Origin of the sequence: Caulobacter sp. CCUG 60055, from assembly GCF_022750545.1 — a bacterium.
In the GTDB taxonomy this organism is placed as follows: domain Bacteria; phylum Pseudomonadota; class Alphaproteobacteria; order Caulobacterales; family Caulobacteraceae; genus PUIC01.
In genome coordinates, this window is record NZ_PUIC01000016.1 from 17069 (window position 1) to 36412 (window position 19344).

Genomic DNA, 19344 nt, shown 5'->3' on the forward strand with positions numbered 1-19344 from the left:
CCCGCCCGCCGGATCAGAACCGCCCGGTCAGGCGCACGAAGTATTCCCGCCCGTTCGTGCCGACCGCGCCGACTTCGGGATACTGGATGCTGCCGCCCTGGCTGAGGGCGCGGTCGGCGATCTTGTCGGGATAGGCGTCGCCGAGATTGAGCACGCCGGCGCCGATGCTCAGACGGTCGGTGACGGCGTATGCGGCCTGAAGGTCCAGCGTCGTCACCGGCGCGTAGGTCTGCTCGCCGGCCACCTGGATGGCGCGGAAGGGGCCGAAGCGGGCCAGGTCGGCGTCCAGGCTCCAGCGGCCGATCACGGCCCTGGCCGACAGGGTGAACTTGTTCTGGGGTTGGGCCTTGGTCAGCAGGTCGATCGAACTGGTCGCCAGCAGCGGCAGGTTCGGCAGCACCGGATTGGCCTTGAGCCGGTCGATGTCGGTGTCGACCAGCATGTAGCCCGCCGTCACGTCCAGCCGCGCCAGGCCGATCGTGCGCCGCCAGTTGGCCGTCAGCTCGTAGCCGTCGGTGACCGTATCGGCCGCGTTGGTGAAGAAGCGCACCTGCGAGGCGTTGGTCACGCCGGCGGCCTTGAGCACGGCGGCCACCGCCGGGCCGCTGAGGGTTTCGCTGAGCGCGATGCGGTCGTCGATCTCGATGTGGAAGACGTCGGCGCTGAAGGTCAGGCCGGGCGCCGGCTTGAGCACGACCCCGGCGCTGAGGTTGCGCGAGGTCTCGGCCTTGAGCGCCGAGGCGCCCAGGGCCCGGGCCACCGGGTCGTTCACCGCGAAGGTGCCGACATTGACCAGCACGCCGCCGCTGGACTGGCTGGTCACCGTGCTGAAGAAGCTCTGCTGCAGCGACGGGGCGCGGAAGCCGGTGGAGGCGGTGGCGCGCAGGGAGACGACATCCGTGGCCTTGAAGATGGCGCTGAGCTTGCCGGAGGTGGCGTCGCCGAAGTCGTCATAGTGCTCGTAGCGCACCGCCGCGCCCAGGGTCAGCCGGCGGACCGGGCTGAGCTCGCCGTCGGCGAAGGCCGAGAACGCCGAGCGGTCGGCGTCCACCGGCTGGGGCGGGTTGAAGCCGGGGAACCCTTGCGCGCCGGCCCCGGCGAACGAGGCCGCCTCGCCCGAGCGGATGCGGTAGGTCTCGTAGCGGTGCTCGACCCCGAAGGCCAGGTTGGCCCCGGCGGCGACGGCGAACGGGCGCGAGACGGTGAAGTCGAGGACGTTCTGGAAGTAGCGCGCCCCGCCGGCGTCGAACGACGTCGGGCTGGCCGCGCCCAGGGAGCCGTTGGCGGTCGAGTTCACCCGGAACTCGGCCTTGGCGTAGCCGGGGCTGTCGCTGAGGTCCCAGGCCCAGCCCCCGGCCTTGCCGCGCAGGCCGAAGCTGCCGCCGACGTCGTCGAGGTTCAGGCGGACGTGCGGGATGAAACCGTCGGGATAGAGCACCGAGATGTTGGGCGCGCGGTACTGGGCGGGGCTGGTCGACTTGCGCCGGTCGTAGACGAGATAGCCGTAGGCCTCGACGCCCTCGGTCAGGGCGTAGGTCCCGTTGGCCGAGACCGCTAGGTCGAGCGAGTCGGGATCGCCCTGCTCGTTGGTCACCCGCCCATAGCGGCTGTCGACACCGGCGCGGTTGGTGCTGTTGCGGTAGCGGGCCTCGGCCGCCACCGTCAGGGCGCCGCGGCCGCCGAGGTCGAAGCCCTGGCTGAGGGACAGCGTGGCGTTCTGGCCGTCGCCCTGGTCGGTGACGCCGCCCTGGGCCGAGACCAGGGCGCCCGCCGCGTCGGACTTCAGCACGATGTTGATGACGCCGGCGATGGCGTCGGAGCCGTACTGCGCCGCCGCCCCGTCGCGCAGGATCTCGACGCGGGCCACCGCCGACAGCGGGATGGCGTTGAGGTCGGTCGGCGTCGAGCCGCGGCCGATGACGTTGTTGAAGTTGATCACCGACGAGGCGTGCCAGCGCTTGCCGTTGACCAGCACCAGCACCTGGTCGGGGGCCAGGCCCCGCAGGCTGACCGCGCGGGTGTTGGCGGCCGACGGCGCGGTGGCCGAGCGGGGATAGTTGAACGAGGGCGACAGGACCTGCAGCGCCCGGCTGAGGTCGGCGAAGCCCTGGGCCTGGAGCGCTTCGGCGGAGATGACGTCGACCGGCGCCGGCGAGTCGGCGACCACGCGGCCGGCGGCGCGGCTGCCGACGACGACGATCTCGTCGAGGGCGGTCGTCGCGTCCTGGGCGCAGGCGGCGCCCGCCGCCAGGATCGAAGCCAAGGTCCCCAGCGCGACCGCGCCGCATTGCCTGCTCATCTAGGACATCCCCCGGTGCAAGACCGACCGGCCGCGGTCGGCTGGCGGCGGGATAACAAGGCGGGACGGACGGCGGTAACGCGCAGGTTCGAACGGCCGTTGCGCGGCGCGCAATGGCGCGGCCTCATTGCGCCGCCGGTCCGACGCGCGCCTGGGCGCGGGCGTAGGGTCCGAACGCCGCCAGGCCGAAGCCCGCCGAGACCGCCAGCATCAAGGGCGCGCCGATGGCCAGGGCCGCGCCCAGCCGCGCCTCGTCCTTGAGGCCGAAGTCGGTGATGAGCGCGATCAGGGTCGGCCCGAGCCCCAGGCCGACAAGATTGACCGTCAGCACCGCCAGGGCGTGCTGGACGCCCCGCATGCGGTTGGGGGTGATCTCCTGCAGGATCGCCGGGCCGGAGCCGACCGCAAGGGTCAGGAACAGCACCAGCGGCGCCAGGAGCGCCAGACACAGGACGGGTGATGCGGCCAACGGCGCGGCCAGGGCGAACGGCGCGGCCAGGACGGCGGCGCAGACCAGCACCCGCAGGCGGCCGCGCGCCACGCCGCGCGCCTTGAGGCGGTCGCCGATCAGTCCAGCCGACAGCGTGCCCAGCGCGCCGCAGACCATGACGATCAGGCCGAAGGCGTGGCCGATCTCGCTGGCCCGCCAATGGAAGGCGCGGACGAACAGGCTGGGGACCCAGGCCGACAGGCCGTACATGGCCATGGCCGCGAAGGCGACGGCGAGGTTGACGCAGACCAGGGCCCGGCCGTCGGTCTTGAAATAGGCCCGCACCTCGGGCCAGGGCGGCGGCGCCCGCCCCTCCGAGCCCCGCCGGCGCGGCTCGCGCAGGAACGCCACCCAGGCTGCGACGACGAAACCCGGCAGGCCGACCGCCAGGAAGACCACCTGCCAGGCCGGGATCGCGCCGAGCAAGGGCAGATCGACCACGCCGCGGGCCGCCCCAGCCACCGCCGCCGCCCCGATCACCATGGCCAGGCCGGCGCCGACATAGGCGCCCATGCTGTAGAGGCCCATCGCCAGCCCCAGCCGCCGGGGCGGGAAATAGTCGCCGATCAGGGAATAGGCCGACGGGGTCATCGCCGCCTCGCCCGCACCGACGCCGATGCGGCAGAGCAGAAGCTGGAGATAGCCGCGCGCCAGGCCGCAGCCCACCGTCATGGCGCTCCAGACCGCGATCCCCGCCGACAGCACGGTCAGCCGGCGACGGCTGTCGATCAGCCGCCCGACCGGAAGCCCGCCGATCGACAGGAACAGGGCGAAGGACAGGCCCTGCAGCAGGCTGACCTGGGTGTCGGAGAGGCCGAGGTCGCGCTTCATCGGCTCGACCAGCAGATTGAGGACCTGCCGGTCGAGAAAGGCCAGGACATAGGCCAGGATCAGGACGGCGAGCGCATACCAGGGATAGGCAGAGGCCCGCTCTCCGGCGGCCTCGACCGCCGCACCGGCCTCGTCGCCAGGCGTCGCCACCGTCGCGCTCATCCCCGCTCTCCCATTCAGGCCAGCAGCCGGCTCAGCTGCGGATAGACGGCCGCGTGATCGGCCAGATCGAGCTGGGCCAGGCCCGACGGGACGACCAGATCGATCTGATGGCCGTCGTCGGTCAGGTCGAGCAGCATGGTTCCGACCACCTTGTCGCCGATGCGTTCCTGCAGCCGGTCGGGGATGACGAAGGCCGTCGACGGCGCCCAGACGTGCTCTACCTCGCCCACATGAAAACGGCGTGTCTGGTGGGTGTGGCCGCAGACCACGAAGCGCAGGTCGCAGCCAGCCAGCATGTCGAACAGCCGCCGGCGCGGGGCGAGCGGCGGATAGCGATGGTGGACCACCTCGTCGGCCGGGCCGTCGCGGAACAGCGGCTTGTGCAGGAACAGGCCGACCGGGCCGCGCGCGCCGGCCAGGCGCTCGGCCAGCCAGTCGAACTGTCGCGCCTCTTCCGCCTCGCCGGCGCCAAGCAGTTGGGCGTTGAGGCCGATCAGGGCCCAGCGCCCCGCCTCCAGCGACCACCAGTCGCGGCCGAAGACGCGGCGATAGGCCGCCAGCCGGCCGGCGTCCACGGTCGGCTCGTCCTTCCCCCCGCCCTCCATGGGATTGTCGCCGATGTCGTGGTTGCCGGGCAGGAAGCGGATGCGCCCTTCCAGCGGCGCGAACACCTCGGCCGCCTCGGCGAAGTGGCGCTCGTCCTTGGCGCCGTCGGCGGTGATGTCGCCGAGGTGGACGACGAGATCGGCTTCCGTCGCCGCGATCCAGGCCAGAGCGGCCTCGGCGTTGCAGCGAAAGGCCGTGGCGGCCGGCGCCAGGTGCGTGTCGGATATCAGGGCGATCTTCATCGCCCATGGGGTGCCGCAAGGCCGCGCCCCGCGCAAACGCAAGCCCTGCAACGCGCGTTGCGCGTCGAGCAACGCCCCGGCCGGGCGACCGTCCTCAAACTGTGACAATCGGACGATAGTCTGTGCGCAGACTGACTGGACGGCGTGAACCGACAGATGCTGCGCCAAGCCCCCTCGCTCGAAGCCGCGGAAGCCTTCCTCGCCGCCGCCCGCGCCCGCAGCTTCCGCGCCGCGGCGGCCGAGCTCGCGCTCAGCCCCTCGGCCTTCTCGCGCCGCATCCAGATGCTGGAGGCGTTCGTCGAGGCGCCGCTGTTCGACCGTTCCGGGCCCGCCGTGCGCCTGACCGAGGTCGGCGCCCGCTATCTGAGCCAGATCGAGCCGGCCATGGAGACCATCCGGCGGGCCACCGCCGACCTCAAGGACGCCGCCGGCCGCCTGGGCCGCCTGCGGCTGGCCACCTCGCACTCGCTGGCGGTCGGCTGGCTGATCCCCCGGCTGCCCGACCTGCTGCAAAGGCACGGTCTGGAGGTCGATCTGACCGTCGGGCGCGGCCCGCAGGTGCTGAGGTCCGGCGCCGCCGACATCGCGCTCTGGGGCGGCGACGGCGGCGAGGACGACCTGGCCTGCGACCGCATCGTCGATCTCGACGGCGTGCTGGTGTCGGCGCCGACTCTGGCCGACGGCCGCGCGCCGCCGCGCCGCCTGGAGGACCTCGCCGCCCACCGCATGCTGTCGGTGCGCAGCCCGCCCGACCTGTGGTCGCACTGGCTGTCGGGAACCGGCTGCGGCATGGCCGCCGCGTCCACCCCGTTCGACACCTCGCACCTGATGTACGAAGCCGCCGCCAGCGGACTGGGCGTCACCCTGGCGGTGCCGCTGCTGGCCGAACGCTTCCTCGCCGAGCGGCGGCTGCGGCCATGCCTTGGCGTCCGCCGGCCGGTGGGTTCGGGCTACAGCCTGTTCTACGCCAGCGCCGACCTGCGCCGCCGGCCGCAGATCAGGACCTTCCTGGCCTGGCTCCAGGAGCAGGCGGCGGGCTCGCTGCGGACCTTCGACGCCTGGTGGGACGCCTATCAGCGGGACGCGGCCGCGGAGCCGTCCGCCGCCGCGGCCTGAACCGCGCCGGCTCGCTTCGCCTCCCGGACTATCCCTAGTAGGGCGGGGTGTCGTCGGCGGCCGGTTTGGCCGGCGCCGTCTTGGCGGTCGAGCCCGCGCTCTTGGCGGCGCCCTGCGGCTGGTCAGAACCGGAAGACGCCCCGGCCGAGGCGGCGGTGTCAGGCACCTGCAGGGCCGGCTGCTGGGCCTGAAGCGCCGAAGCGGCCTTCTGGGCGGCGAGCTCGTCCTCGGACGGCTTCTTCGGCTTTTCGACCTTGGCCGGCGCCGGCGCCGTCTCGACGATCGGCTTGGCGTCGATCACCGCCGGCGTGTTCGCAGCGTGCGCGGCCGGCGCCATGGTCGGCGGCGGCGCCACCGCCCCGCTCCCGGTCAAGGTCCGGCCAAGTCCAAGCAAGAAACCGAGCAGCGCCAAGGCGCCGATGACCGCAGCGGCCGTCCACACGGCCGAACGCGGCATCCCGATATCCATCGCCTCCTGCATCAAGAAGCACTCACAAAATCCCCGCCTGCCTGGACTTTCGCGCGTCCGGCGCCGGCTGTCCACGACCCCGGAGAAAAAACCCGGCCGCGCGCGAAAAAATAGGGCGGCTCCACGAGGGAGCCGCCCTTCAAGGTCAGCACCGAGGAAAAAGAATCCAGGCGCCGAGGAACTAGAACGACTTGGTCAGGGCGAGGCCGAAGGTGCGCGGCTCGTTCAGGAACAGGCTGGTGGCCAGCCCCTGCGAGTCGTCGCTCAGCGCCGTGCCGGTGATCACGTCGTCGTTGAGCAGGTTCTTCACATAGAGCTGGGCGTCGAAGCCCCAGCTCTTGTTCGACACCGTCAGCGTCGCGTTGACGTTGTCCCAGGCCTGCAGCCGGTCGGCGACGGTGTTGAAGATCCGGGCGTAGGATTCCGACTGGTGATAGTAGTCGCCGCGCAGGGTGGCGCTCCAGTCGCTCGCGAAATCCCAGCGGTACTGGGCGCCCAGCGACACCGTCCAGTGCGGCGAGTTCGGCAGTTCCTTGCCCTTCAGGCCGACCGGGACGCCTTCGCTGGGCGTCACGCCGAGAGCCGAGTACGCCCCGGCGCAGATGCCCAGGATCGCTGACGGCGTGCCGGTGACGCCCGGCACGTTGGGCGCGCCGGGCAGGCCCTGGATGATGGCCAGGACGCCGGCCACGCCCGCCGTCGGCGCCACGCAGTTCGAGCCGTCCTTGGCCTTGACCACGGTCAGGGCTGGATTGCCCTGCGTGCGGTTCAGGGTGTCGATCGAGCTGCCGTTGCTGATCTCGGTGTCGAGATAGCCGATGTTGGCGTTGAAGCGCAGACGGCGGACCGGCTCCCAGATCGATTCGAACTCGGCCCCGTAGATCTTGGCGTCGATGTTCTCGTTGACCGCCGTCTTGTTGACGATCTTGGCGATCTGATAGCCGCTGTAGTTGTAATAGAAGCCGGTCAGGTTGAGCAGCAGGCTGCCGTTCAGCAGGGTGTTCTTGGTGCCGATCTCGTAGGCGTCGACGAACTCGGGCGCGTAGGTCGGGGGCGAGGCCACCGCCGCCGGCGGGTTGAAGCCGCCGCCCTTGTAGCCGCGCGAATAGGACGCGTAGATCAAGGTGCGGTCAGTGAACGACAGCTTCGGCGACCAGTCGATGTTCAGGCGGCCGGTGGTCTCCTTGAACTTGGCGTACTGGGTGCCGGAGGCGGTGAGCCCCTGCCCCGGCGCCAGCAGCATGATCGGATAGTTCACCGCCTTCTTGGCGTCGTCGGTGTAGCGCAGGCCGCCGGTGACCTTCAGGTCGTCGGTCAGCTTGTAGTAGACCTCGCCGAACAGGGCCTTGGACGTCAGGTCGTAAGGCGTCTGGCTGAGATAATAGTTGTGGCCGACGCCGCTGGGCGGATTGCTGGGGTCGATATAGATCTGGCCGGCAGGGTTGTTGGCGTTCTGCAGGTTGTTGACCTGGGCGTAGGCGGTCAGCGTGTTGGAGAACACGTAATACTGGCTGTCGGTGTGGTATTTCAGATAGATGCCGCCGACGCTGAAGTTCAGCGGGCCGGCGTAGTTCGACTGCAGCCGGAACTCCTGGCTGATCTGGCGGCTCTTGGCGGTCGAGATGTCGTAGGTCTGGAAGATGTTGGACGCGCCGATCTGCGGGTCGTTGATCATGCCGCCCGGCGCGAACGGCGTGGAGTTGAACGGCCCGTTCGGCAAGGCCATCACCGAATCCTGCCGCGAATTGACGAAGTCGCGGCTGCTCGAGGTCAGCGAGGTGAAGGTCAGGTCGTCGGTGACGTTCCAGACCATGTTGAGCTGCACCAGGTCGTTCTTGGCCCTGTAGGTCGGCGAACCCGAGATCTGGGCCCGGCGCAGGTCCGCGCTCTGCACGCTGCCGGCGTAGGCGTCGCCGGTGATCAGGCCGGTCAGGTTGCCGAGCAGGCCGCCCAGGGTGGCGGTGCTGTTGGGCTGGCTGTAGGCGGCGCTGGAATAGAGCGAGCCCGGCAGGCAGCCCTGGCTGAGGAAGTTGCGCAGGCCGCCGGTGGGCACCCCGCCGACCGCCGCCGGCCCGGTGTCCTTGACGCACAGCGTCCGGCCGCGGCGCAGGCGGTCGTCGTCCTCCTGGAAGTGCTCCCACATCAGCGAGGCCTTGAACGACTCCACGGGCTGCCACTGGGCGGTCAGGCGGGTGGAGTAGAGGTCGCGGCCGTCGACCTTCTGACCGTTCGCCTGGTTGGTGGTGAAGCCGTCGCGGGAAAGGTACGAACCGGCGAAGCGCACGCTGAAGGTGTCGGTGAAGGGCATGTTGACGAAGCCCTTCACCTTGGTGGTGTTGAAGTTGCCGTACTCGCCCGTGATGCTGCCTTCGCGCTGGCTGGTCGGGGTGGCGGTGATGATGTTGACCAGGCCGCCGGTGGCGTTGCGGCCGTAGAGGGTGCCTTGCGGTCCGCGCAGCACCTCGACCCGTTCGACGTCGTAGAACTCGGCCTCGAACAGGCGGTTGGAGGTCAGGGGCGCGTTGTTCTCGTGGATGCCGACGCCGGAATCCGACGAGGTGGCGACCAGCGCCGCGCCGATGCCGCGAATCTGGAAGTTGTAGCCGGTGTAGCTGGTCTTGGAGAAGCTGACGTTCGGCACCGCCAGCACCAGGTTCGCGCCGCCGTCGATCCGTTGCGACGCCAGCGACTTGGCCGAAAAGGCCGACACCGCGATCGGAACGTCCTGCAGCGCCTCCTCGCGCTTCTGCGCCGTGACCACCAGTTCTTCGATGACGGCGCCGCCCTGGGCGGGCGCGGCGGGCGGCGGGGCGTCGGCGGCATGGGCCGCCGTGGCGATGGCCAGAATACTGGACGCAGCAAAAAGCGCGCTGGCGCGCGTGAAGAGACGCATGAAATTCCTCCCGATCCCTTTGTTGGCAAGGGTTAGGCGAGACCATCCGCCAGCTTTCCAAATCAGTCAAGCGTGACTGATTTCAGATAACACCGGTTTGCTGGACGCCGCCGGCGGCCTCCGTCTAGTCTTCGCTCAGGGACGAGACTCACCGTGGACGCGGCCATGCGCCGCATTGCGGAGCCGCAACCCAGACCAGAAGAAAAACCAGCCGGTCAGGAGTGCGAATTGACGGTGTCGACACAAACACCCCAGGTGCGGGCCCATCGAACCGGGCCGCGCGGGGAATACCAGTCCAGCGCCGCCATGCGCGCGCGCCTGCTGACCGCCGGGATCGACTGCCTGGCCCGCCACGGCTACGCCGGCGCCACCACCACCCTGATCCAGCACGCCGCCGGCGTGAGCCGGGGCGCCCTGCTCCACCACTTCCCGACCCGCGCCGACCTGATGCTGGCCATCGTGCGGCACGTCCACGCCCTGGGCGACGAGAAGATTCGCGACCGCCTCGACGCCTACCCGCCCGGCCGCGAGCGGTTCCTGGCGCTGATCGGCGCGGTCTGGGAAGTGATGGACGAGCCCCTCGAGGTGGCCCTGGTCGAGATCATGGTCGGGGCGCGGAGCGATCCTTCGCTGGCGGCGCCGATGACCGCCATCCTCGACGAGATCCACCGCTCGCGCACCGACCAGGTCTGGGACCTGGCGGCCAGCGTCGGCGCCGTCGACCGCCGCCCCATCGAAACGGCGGTGCGCCTGCATCTCGCCGCCCTGCACGGCCTGTCCATCGAATACCTGGTCACGGGCGACCGGACGGCGATGCAGCCGGCCCTGGAGCTGCTCAGGGAGTACAGCGCCGCCGCGCTCGACGCGGCCACCGCCGCCCCGGGGCCAGCCGCCGCGTCCTGACCGTCCGCCGGACGGTGATTCGAAAAGGGCCGTCACAGCCGGCCTCGCGGCCGCCCGAAACCGCTCGGCGGCGTCGGCCAGAGACGCCCTGACGGCGACGGCCGCAAGATAAAGACAGGACCCCGCGCCGGCGCGGCGCGCGTTAACCTTCGCTTAAGCATCAAGGCGCAGGTTAACGATGTCTTCCTTGAAGACACCCCACCATCACCGACTTTTCAGCCCGGCTTTCAGCCGGGCTTTTTTCTGGGCGCTGCAAAAGCCGGCGCGCAGCCCTGCGTCTTGCTGGGTTGCGAAGAGCGCCCCCCGTTGAACGCGGTTGAGGCGGCGCCATGATTTAAGGAAGGAGGGTGGCTCCCCGGGCAGGACTCGAACCTGCGACCCGGCGATTAACAGTCGCCTGCTCTACCAACTGAGCTACCGAGGATCATCTCTCGATGAAGAGGTGGCGCGTATACGCCGAGGTTTTGCGTCGCGCAAGCACCTTGATCAGCCTCCCCGAAAGCGGCTGTGGACATCTTGCGCCGTCGCCGCGCCTATCGGCGCAGGACCACGTGGGTGGCGAGTTCGGTGGCGACGTGCTCCGACACGGAAAAGCCCAGGCCCGGCAGATCGATCCCCGCGAACAAGGCCTCGCCCTGGCCGAGCACCGTCGGCGACAGGGCCAGGTGCATCTCGTCGATCAGCCCCGCTTGAAGATAGCGCCGCACCGTCGAGACGCCGCCGCCGATCTTGACGTCCGCGCCGCCAGCCGCCGCCCTCGCCCGCTCCAGCGCGGCCTCGATCCCGTCGGTGACGAAGTGGAAGGTGGTCCCGCCGGCCATCTCCAGCGGCGCCCGCGCATGATGGGTCAGCACATAAACCGGCGCGTGAAAGGGAGGATCGTCCCCCCACCAGCCCTTCCAGGCCCCGTCCAACCAAGGACCGCGCCCCGGCCCGAACATGTTGCGGCCCATGATGAAGGCGCCGAACCCGGTCATGGCGCGGGCGGCGTAGCGTTCATCGACCCCGTCGGAGCCGCCGCCTTGGCCGATCATCGTCCGGAAACTCCGGGTGCCAAAGAACCACTCGTGCAGTTCCTTGCCCCGCTTGCCCAGCGGATCTTCCAGGCTCTGTTCCGGCCCGGCGCCGAAGCCGTCGAGGGAAATGGAGAAGCCTGCGACGCGCACCCTGGTCATGACGGCCTCCAGACCAATTGCGACCAGCAATCGGTTGTGAGCTATCAAAACCGCATGCATATTGCAACCAGTATGGCGACCACCGTTCCGGCTTCCTCCGACCAACCGCGCGCCTCGGACGCGACCTCGAAGGATCATGCCGACCAGGTCCGGTTCAGCCGCCCCGCGAGCCTTCCCGGCGTCGAGCTGGTGTCGGCCGCCTATCGCGACCGCCGGTTCCCCGTGCACGCGCACGCCGAATACGTCGTCGGCGCGGTGACGCGCGGCGCCGAGAGCCTGAACGTCGAGGGACGTCCGCATCACGCCCCGGCCGGAAGCGTGCTGCTGCTCAATCCCGATCAGCCCCATGAGAACGCCAGCATCGGCGACGAGACGCTCGAGTATCACGTCCTCTACATCGCCCCGGCGCTGGTCGAAGCGGCCGGCCTCGTCGAGCCGGGCGACGCGCCCCTGCGGTTCGAGACCCCGGTCAGCGCCGATCCCCGCCTGTTCCAGACGGTCTGCGAGGCGCACCTCTCGCTGCGCGGCCGCGACGATCCGGCCGAGCAGGGCGAGGCGCTGGCGCGCCTGCTCGCCGCGATCGGCCGCCAGACCGGGCGGCTCCGCGACGAAGGCCGCCCGGCGCGCGACGAGCGCATCGCCCGGACCAAGCGGTTCATCGACGCGCACTACGCCGAGGAGTTCGGGCTCGCCGACCTGACCACCGTCGCCGGGATGAGCGCCTTCCACCTGCTCAGGCGTTTTCGCGGCGAGGTCGGCCTGCCGCCCCTCGCCTATCGCAACCAGCGGCGGGTCGCCGCCGCGCGCGGACTGCTGCTCTCAGGCCGGTCGATCGCCGAGACGGCGCTGGACGTCGGCTTCGCCGATCAGAGCCACCTGACACGGCATTTCCAGCGCGTCGTCGGCGCCTCGCCCGGGCGCTACCGGCAGCAATAATGTTCAAGCCCCGCTGGCGCGGGTGCGCCTAAGTCGGCGGACGGCCCCGCGGGCCGTTCCCGTCGCGTCACGAAGGTCGCCATGAAGCTGCTTCCCCTCCTGCTCGCCGCTCTCGCCGTCGCCAGCGTCGCCAGGGCCGCCGAGCCCCCCCGCACGCCCGGCGCCGACTGTCCGCCAGGCGCCTATCGCGCCGCGGACGGCGACATCGCCAACCTCGTCCGCACGGCGCAGGGCCAGCGCGTCACCCGGCTGAACGGGCTGCGCGGCGACCCGGCCGCCGCCGACGCTCCCCTGCGCTGCGACGGCGGGACGCTGAAGGGCCGCGACGGCCGTCCCTGGACCAAGCTGTCGTTCAAGGCGACCGAGGTCGATTTCGACAGCGCCGGAACGCAGCTGCACGGGGTCCTGCTGCTGCCCCCCGCCGGCGCGGCCAAGCCGCCGCTGATCGTGCTGGTCCACGGCTCGGAGCACGCCAGTCCGAGGGGGACCACCTACCAACAGATGTTCACCGCCCAGGGCGTCGCCACCTTCGCCTACGACAAGCGCGGCACCGGGCGCTCGCGCGGCGTCTACACCCAGGACTTCGTCCAGCTCGCCGATGACGCCGCCGCCGCGGTCGAAGCCGCCCGCCGCGCGTGCCCGGACTGCTTCAGCCGGGTCGGCCTGCATGGCGGCAGCCAGGGCGGCTGGGTGGCCCCGCTGGCGGCGGTGAAGGCCAAGGCCGACTTCCTGGAGGTGAGCTTCGGCGTGGTCGGCACGCCGTTGGAGCAGGACCAGTGGCAGGTCGACTACCAGCTCAAGGACCTTGGCTTCACGCCCGACGCCGGCGTCCACGCGGTGACCGAGGCCACGGCGCGGGCGGCCGCCTCCGATTTCACCGAGGGCCTGGACGCGTTGGAGGCGGCGGTCCGCGCCTATCGCGACCAGCCGTGGTTCGCCAAGCTCGACGGCCAGTACACCGGCCAGCTGGTCCGCGGCGAGATCGAACGCGCGCGTTCCGAAAGCCCGGCCGTCCCCTGGCGTTATGATTCGGAAGCCGTGCTGCGGCGGCTCAAGATCCCGACGCTGTGGGTCTTCGCGCAGGAGGACTCGGTCGCCCCCAGCGCGCCCAGCATCGCGCGGCTGGAAAGACTGCGCCGCGAGGGCCTGGACGCGACCATCGCCGTCTATCCGCACACCGACCACGGCATCTCGACCTTCGTCGCGACCGGGCCCGGACAGCGCAAGACCACCGGCATCGCCGATGGCTATCTGAGGCTGATCGCCGACTGGGCGAAGGGAACCGTCCAGGGCCGCTACGGCGAAGCGGTCTGGCCGGACGGCGGGCGTTAGGCCGGCGCCCCGCCAAGCCCGCCCGTCAGAGCGGTCCCATGAACAGTTCGACCAGCACCGCGCCGGCGCCGGTCAGGCCGAGGACGAACAACGCCCAGGCCAGCCATTGCGGCCCGTTCGACTTGTCATCGTCGTCGGGATCGGACTCGCCGCCGAAAATCGGCATCACCCCCTCCTGCCACCTATCGCAGGTTGGGTTAATCGAAGCATATTTCAGTATCGCAACATAGCGCCCGCAAAAAAGAAAGAAACCGCGCTCGCGGCGCGGCCGCCCCTACGACACGGGCACCGGGCCGCACCATCCGGGCAGGAACGCCGCGTCCTGCTGCTTGGCCAGGGCGAGCGCCTTGTCGAGGGCGGCGGCGAAGTTCTTGTGGACGCTGGCCGGCTTGATCCGCCGCCGCAGGAAGTCGGCCCAGATGAATTCGCTGAACGGGGTGGTGTCCTTGGCGAAGCCGCCGGCCCGCCGCAAGGCGCCGGCCAGGCTGCGATAAGGATCGTCGGCCAGGGCGTCGATGGACTTGGGGATGTCGTCAAAGCCGCCTCGCCGCCCCTCGGCGTCGTAGGGATGGCACCAGCCCCGATTGTCCATATAGATCCAGAACGCGTCCTTGCTCAGCGCCCGCAGGTCGGCGACCGGATTGGTCAGGATCTCCTTGACCCCTTCCTCGTGCAGGGCCCGCGCCAGGTGGTGATGGTCGATGACATAGGGGCGCGCCTTTGGCCCCAGCACCACCGGGATCATGTGGCGGCCGAGAAAATCGCCGGCCTTGCTCTCGGCCAGCTCGCGCCAGTGCAGGCGCTTTTCGGCGACCTCGTGCATGCCCACCGTGATCTGCGTGGGACGCAGATCCTCGATGGCCACCGGATGCAGGATGGGTTCACGCACGCTCATGACGTCGTCTCCGTCTCAAGGCGCGCGTCCGATCGCCCCGCGCTAAGTCACCAGACCCCGGTGTTCGGCATCGAAGCCCAAGGTTCGGCCGGGGGCAAGACGCCGTTTTGCAGCAGCTCGATCGAGATGTTGTCGGGCGAGCGCACGAACGCCATGTGGCCGTCGCGCGGCGGCCGGTTGATGACCACGCCGCCGTCCATCAGTCGCTGGCAGACCGCGTAGATGTCGTCGACGCGATAGGCCAGGTGGCCGAAGTTGCGGCCCCCGTCATAGTCCTCGGGATCCCAGTTGTAGGTCAGCTCGACGGTCGGCGCCTTCTTGTCCTTCGCCCGCTCCAGGTCGCCGGGCGCGCACAGGAAGACCAGGGTGAACCGGCCCTTCTCATTCTCCATGCGGCTGACCTCGACGAGGCCGAGCTTGCGGCAATAGAAGTCGAGCGAGGCGTCGAGGTCGCGAACGCGGACCATGGTGTGCAGGTATTCCAAGGGAACGCTCCGTGGGACGGGGTCGGGATCGGGATCTGGGGCGCGAGCATAGCCTCCCCGCCCCGACGGCGAAACGCCGCGTTACCGCGAATTCATTTGCCCTCAAAGAACGCCGATATCAAAACCTTGAACAAGTTCAATGGGGTGCGACGCGCAATGGTTTTCGACCTAGCGCGCCGCAGTGGGGAAATTTATGCGCGCGAAAGCGTCACATCTGTTTGCGGCCGGCATCGTCATCGCGGTGGCGCTCTTCTTCGCCATCGGCGCGCTGTTCGGCGGCGGCAAGGGCAAGGCGGCCGGCGCCGACAAGCCCCGCGCCAAGGACGCGCCCCTGGTGCAGGCCCCGGTGTTCGAACAGGCCCTCCGTCCCTACGCCGTGGTGGTGCGCGGCCGCACCCAGGCCAACCGCACGGTGCAGGTCAAGTCGCAGACCTCGGGCGTGGTCGCCGAGACGCCGATCCTGCAAGGCGGCGCGGTGGGCGCGGGCGCGGTGCTGTGCCGCCTGGCGGTCGACGCCCGGCAGGCCTCGCTGGACCAGGCGCGGGCCACGCTGCGCTCGGTGCAGCTCCAGCACCAGGCCTCGGCCAACCTCGCCGCCAAGGGATTCCGCTCGCCGACCCAGGTGGCCCAGGACCAGGCCAATCTCGACGCCGCCGCCGCCGCGGTGCGCCAGGCCGAGGTCGCCCTCGGCCAGATCAACCTGCGCGCGCCGTTCGCCGGGGTGTTCGACCACCGCGACGCCGAGGTCGGCGCCTATCTTTCTCCCGGCCAGCCGTGCGGCGTGGTCATCGAGCTCGACCCCATGCTGATCGTCGGCGACCTGTCCGAAACCGAGGCGGCCAAGGTGCGCGTCGGCGCGATCGCCCAGGCCCGGCTCAGCACCGGCGAAGCCCTGCAGGGCCGCGTCCGCTACGTCGCCCACGACGCCGACGCCCAGACCCGCACCTACCGCGTCGAGATCACCGTGGCCAATCCCCGCTCGGCCGCCCGCTCCGGCGTCTCGGCCGACGTGCGGGTCGAGGCCGGCTCCGGCCCCGCCCACTTGGTGCCGGCCCCGGCCCTGGTGCTGGATTCGGCCGGCCGCCAGGGCGTGCGCTTCGTCGGCGCCGGCGAGGTGGTCGGCTTCACGCCGGTGACGGTCCTCGACGAGACGCCGGACGGGGTCTGGGTGTCCGGCCTCAACGGACCGACCCGCGTCATCACCGTCGGACAGTCGTACGTGTCCGAAGGCCAGAAGGTTCGCGTCGCGGCGCGCTGAGCGCCGCGACGGAGACGGAGCGCGTCATGATCGCAGCCCTGATCGACGGCGCCATCAAGCGCCGAAAGGTCGTCCTGGCCGTCACGCTGATCGGCGTGGTGTTCGGGGTGATGGCCTACCTGTCGCTGCCGCGGGAATCGAACCCCGACATCCCGGTGCCGTACATCGCCGTGACCATCCCCTATCCCGGCGTCAGCCCCGAGGACGCCGAGCGCCTGCTGGTGCGGCCGCTGGAGAACCAGCTCCAGACCCTGGAGGGCCTGAAGGAGATCAACGCGGTGGCCATGCCCAACGCCGCCGTGGCGGTGCTGGAGTTCGAGGTCAACTTCAAGAAGGACAAGGTCCTGCAGGACGTCCGCGCCAAGGTCGACCTGGCGCGGGGCAAGATGCCGCCCGAGGCCTTGCCGCCGATCATCGAAGAGAACAACGTCAACGACAATCCGGTCATCACCGTGGTGCTGTCCGGAGCCGCGCCCGAGCGGGCGCTGTACCAGACCGCCCAGAATCTGCGCCGCAAGCTGGAAGGGACGCCCGGCGTCCTGCGCGCCGACCTCTACGGCGGCCGCGAGGAGTTGATGGAGGTGACCATCGACCCGGTGCGGATGCAGACCTACAACATCACCACCAACGACCTTTCCCAGGTCATCGGCCGCAACAACCAGCTGATCCCGGCCGGCGACCTGAACACGCGCCAGGGACGGTTCGCCGTCAAGGTGCCCGGCGTCATCGAGGGCACGCACGACGTCCTCAGCCTGCCGATCAAGAAGAACGGCGACCGGCTGGTCACGCTGGGCGACATCGGCGAGGTGCGCCGCACCTTCAAGGAGCCGAACCGGATCACCCACTTCAACGGCCAGCCGGCCTTCGCCATCGACGTGGTCAAGCGCTCGGGGGTCAACATCCTCGACACCGTCAAGGCGGTGCGCAAGTCGGTCGGCGAGGAGCAGGCGCGCTGGCCCGCGACGATCAAGGTCGACTACACCTACGACGAGAGCGACCAGATCGGCCAGACCCTGACCCTGCTGGAGTCCGGGCTGATCATCGCCACCATCCTGGTGATGGTCATCATCGTCGCCAGCCTGGGCATCCGCTCGGGCCTGATGGTCGGCGCGGCGATCCCCGCCTGCTTCATGCTGGCGTTCCTGCTGCTGCAGGCCAACCACATCACCCTGAACCAGATGGTGATGTTCGGCCTGGTGCTGGCGGTCGGCATCCTGGTCGACGGCGGCATCGTCGTGGTCGAATACGCCGACCGCAAGATGGCCGAGGGCCTCGACAAGGAGGCCGCCTTCGCCGCGGCCGGCAAGCGCATGTTCTGGCCGGTCGTCAACGGCACCCTGACGACGCTCTGCGCCTTCCTGCCCTTCCTGTTCTGGAACTCGATCGCCGGCAAGTTCATGAGCTTCCTGCCGATCACCCTGTTCTTCGTGCTGGGCGCCTCGATCTTCGTGGCCCTGATCTTCACGCCTGCCCTGGGCTCGATCTTCGGGCGCAGCCAGGGCGTCGACGAGCACCACCTGGCCGAAATCGAGAAGTCCGAGCACGGCGATCCGCGCGAGATGGACGGCTTCATGGGCTGGTACGCCCGGTTCCTCGGCGGAGCCAGCCACCGCCCCGGGGTGATGGTCGGCGTCACCCTGGCCATCATCGTCGCCGTCGGCGCCTGGTTCGCGATGACCAAGCACCGCACCGAGTTCTTCCTCGACCAGGACCCCGACCACGCCACGGTCTACGTCCAGGCGCGCGGCAACCTGTCGGTCGAGGCCCAGGACCAGCTGGTGCATTCGGTCGAAGCCCGCCTCCAGAACATCAAGGGCGTGGAATCGATCTACGTCCGCTCCGGCCGCACCAGCAACGCCGGCCCCGGCGGCCCGCCCAACGACTCCATCGGCCGCATCGCGCTGAACTTCGAGCATTTCAAGCAGCTCAAGGCCGACAAGCTGACCGGGAACGACATCGTCGCCGCAATCCGCAAGCGCGTGGCCGACGTCCCCGGCCTGGGCGTCGAGGTCCGCCTGCCCAAGGGCGGCCCGACCCCGGGCAAGGACGTCCAGATCCAGCTGTTGGGCTATGACGTGGTCGCTCTCAACAAGGCCGCCGACCTGATCAAGGCCAAGATGGGCTCGGACCACGACCTGATCGAGTTCGAAGACAGCCGCGCCTCGCCCGGGATCGAGTGGGACCTGACGGTCGACCGCGTCGCCGCCGGCCGCTACGGCGTCGACGTCAGCTCGGTGGGCCAGGCGATCCAGTTCGTCACCGACGGCATACTGGTCGGCAAGTTCCGCCCCGACGACGCCCAGGACGAACTCGACATCCGCGTCCGCTTCCCGCAGGACAGCCGCTCCCTGGCCGCCTTCGACCAGCTGATGGTCTCGACCCCGTCGGGCCCGGTGCCGGCCAGCTATTTCGTCAAGCGGCTGGCCGCCCAGCAGGTCACCGCCATCCAGCGCCGCGACGGCCAGCGGCTGGTGGTCCTGCAGGCCAACGCCCGGCCCGGCGCGGCGGCCAACCAGGTGATCGACAAGCTCAAGCCCTGGCTCGCCAAGGCCCCGATCGACGGCTCGGTGCGCTGGAAGTTCCGCGGCGGCGACGAGGAGAGCCAGAAGGCCGGCGCCTTCTTCATCGGCGCCATGGCCACCTCGCTGTTCCTGATGGGCATCATCCTGTTGTGGCAGTTCAACAGCTTCTACGGCGTGGTGGTGACGCTGTCGGCGGTGATCCTGTCGACGGTCGGGGTGCTGCTGGGGGTCCAGGTCAACCTATTCCACACCTTCGACTACATCTCGGTGATCATGCTCGGCACCGGCGTGGTGGCCCTGGCCGGGGTCGTGGTCGGCCACAACATCGTGCTGGTCGACACCTTCTATCAGCTGAAACGGACGGGCATGGCCGCCGACGACGCGGCGGTGCGGGCGGCGACCCAGCGGTTCCGGCCGGTGATGCTGACCACCGTCGTCACCGTCATCGGCCTGCTGCCGCTGATGTTCCAGATCGACCCCAGCTTCCGCACGGCGCACATCGAGTACCACGCGCCCGGCTCGGAATGGTGGGTGCAGCTGGCCGGCGCCGTGGTCTGGGGCCTGACGTTCTCGACCCTGCTGACCCTGCTGCTGACGCCGGTGCTGCTGGCCGCGCCGCTGACCCTCGGCCGCCGTTTCGCCAAGCTGTGGTGCTGGCTCCGCCGCCGGCCCTACGTTCCGGGGCCGCCGCATCTGGTCGAGCCTGTGCGCGAGGCCGCCGAATAGGCGG

The 19344-nt window shown here is 70.0% G+C and carries 15 protein-coding genes and 1 tRNA gene; 6 read left to right on the forward strand and 10 right to left on the reverse strand.

Going from position 1 to position 19344, the window contains the following annotated elements; genetic code table 11:
- Positions 1–13: 13 nt before the first annotated feature.
- The 3 genes from C5708_RS17485 to C5708_RS17495 form a co-directional block, all read right to left on the reverse strand.
- Entirely contained in the window at positions 14–2299 is a 2286-nt protein-coding gene (locus tag C5708_RS17485) for a TonB-dependent receptor (protein ID WP_242923085.1), read from the reverse strand.
- A 124-nt stretch (positions 2300–2423) separates the two neighbouring features.
- A complete protein-coding gene (locus C5708_RS17490; protein ID WP_242923087.1) occupies positions 2424–3782 on the reverse strand; it encodes an MFS transporter in 1359 nt (452 codons plus the stop codon).
- Between the two features lie 14 nt (positions 3783–3796).
- Positions 3797–4630 carry a metallophosphoesterase gene (locus C5708_RS17495; protein WP_242923089.1) on the reverse strand — a complete coding sequence of 278 codons (834 nt, stop codon included), beginning with the start codon at positions 4628–4630 and terminating at the stop codon, positions 3797–3799.
- Between the two features lie 156 nt (positions 4631–4786).
- On the opposite strand from C5708_RS17495, the gene C5708_RS17500 reads away from it, so the two are divergent.
- On the forward strand, positions 4787–5746 hold the full coding sequence (locus tag C5708_RS17500; protein WP_242923091.1) for a LysR substrate-binding domain-containing protein: 960 nt from the start codon (positions 4787–4789) through the stop codon (positions 5744–5746).
- A 34-nt stretch (positions 5747–5780) separates the two neighbouring features.
- On the opposite strand, the gene C5708_RS17505 is transcribed toward C5708_RS17500, so the two are convergent.
- Both C5708_RS17505 and C5708_RS17510 read right to left on the reverse strand, forming a co-directional pair.
- The gene (locus C5708_RS17505; RefSeq protein WP_242923093.1) at positions 5781–6203 is read right to left on the reverse strand and encodes a hypothetical protein; all 423 of its coding nucleotides are present in this window, start codon (positions 6201–6203) and stop codon (positions 5781–5783) included.
- A 193-nt stretch (positions 6204–6396) separates the two neighbouring features.
- Entirely contained in the window at positions 6397–9108 is a 2712-nt protein-coding gene (locus C5708_RS17510; RefSeq protein ID WP_242923095.1) for a TonB-dependent receptor, read from the reverse strand.
- A 234-nt stretch (positions 9109–9342) separates the two neighbouring features.
- Between C5708_RS17510 and C5708_RS17515 the strand changes: the two genes are divergently transcribed.
- Positions 9343–10011, forward strand: coding sequence for a TetR/AcrR family transcriptional regulator (locus C5708_RS17515; RefSeq protein ID WP_242923097.1), 669 nt, complete (start codon positions 9343–9345; stop codon positions 10009–10011).
- A 348-nt stretch (positions 10012–10359) separates the two neighbouring features.
- Here C5708_RS17515 and C5708_RS17520 read toward each other — a convergent pair.
- Together C5708_RS17520 and C5708_RS17525 are read right to left on the reverse strand one after the other, a co-directional pair.
- Positions 10360–10435: transfer RNA gene (locus tag C5708_RS17520), tRNA-Asn, on the reverse strand.
- Positions 10436–10544: 109 nt separating this feature from the next.
- Positions 10545–11186, reverse strand: coding sequence for a dihydrofolate reductase family protein (locus tag C5708_RS17525; protein ID WP_242923099.1), 642 nt, complete (start codon positions 11184–11186; stop codon positions 10545–10547).
- A gap of 72 nt (positions 11187–11258) precedes the next feature.
- On the opposite strand from C5708_RS17525, the gene C5708_RS17530 reads away from it, so the two are divergent.
- A complete protein-coding gene (locus C5708_RS17530; protein ID WP_242923101.1) occupies positions 11259–12122 on the forward strand; it encodes an AraC family transcriptional regulator in 864 nt (287 codons plus the stop codon).
- Positions 12123–12203: 81 nt separating this feature from the next.
- On the forward strand, positions 12204–13454 hold the full coding sequence (locus C5708_RS17535; protein WP_242923103.1) for an alpha/beta hydrolase: 1251 nt from the start codon (positions 12204–12206) through the stop codon (positions 13452–13454).
- A gap of 25 nt (positions 13455–13479) precedes the next feature.
- Here C5708_RS17535 and C5708_RS17540 read toward each other — a convergent pair whose 3' ends face one another.
- From C5708_RS17540 to C5708_RS17550, 3 genes are all read right to left on the reverse strand, one after another.
- A complete protein-coding gene (locus tag C5708_RS17540; protein WP_242923105.1) occupies positions 13480–13620 on the reverse strand; it encodes a hypothetical protein in 141 nt (46 codons plus the stop codon).
- A gap of 108 nt (positions 13621–13728) precedes the next feature.
- The gene (locus tag C5708_RS17545; RefSeq protein ID WP_242923107.1) at positions 13729–14349 is read right to left on the reverse strand and encodes a ParB-like protein; all 621 of its coding nucleotides are present in this window, start codon (positions 14347–14349) and stop codon (positions 13729–13731) included.
- A 47-nt stretch (positions 14350–14396) separates the two neighbouring features.
- Positions 14397–14834 carry a VOC family protein gene (locus C5708_RS17550; RefSeq protein ID WP_242923108.1) on the reverse strand — a complete coding sequence of 146 codons (438 nt, stop codon included), beginning with the start codon at positions 14832–14834 and terminating at the stop codon, positions 14397–14399.
- A 193-nt stretch (positions 14835–15027) separates the two neighbouring features.
- Between C5708_RS17550 and C5708_RS17555 the strand changes: the two genes are divergently transcribed.
- Together C5708_RS17555 and C5708_RS17560 are read left to right on the forward strand one after the other, a co-directional pair.
- Positions 15028–16092 carry an efflux RND transporter periplasmic adaptor subunit gene (locus tag C5708_RS17555; protein WP_242923109.1) on the forward strand — a complete coding sequence of 355 codons (1065 nt, stop codon included), beginning with the start codon at positions 15028–15030 and terminating at the stop codon, positions 16090–16092.
- Positions 16093–16118: 26 nt separating this feature from the next.
- Positions 16119–19340, forward strand: a complete 3222-nt coding sequence (locus C5708_RS17560) for an efflux RND transporter permease subunit (RefSeq protein ID WP_242923110.1) — start codon at positions 16119–16121, stop codon at positions 19338–19340.
- Positions 19341–19344 lie beyond the last annotated feature (4 nt).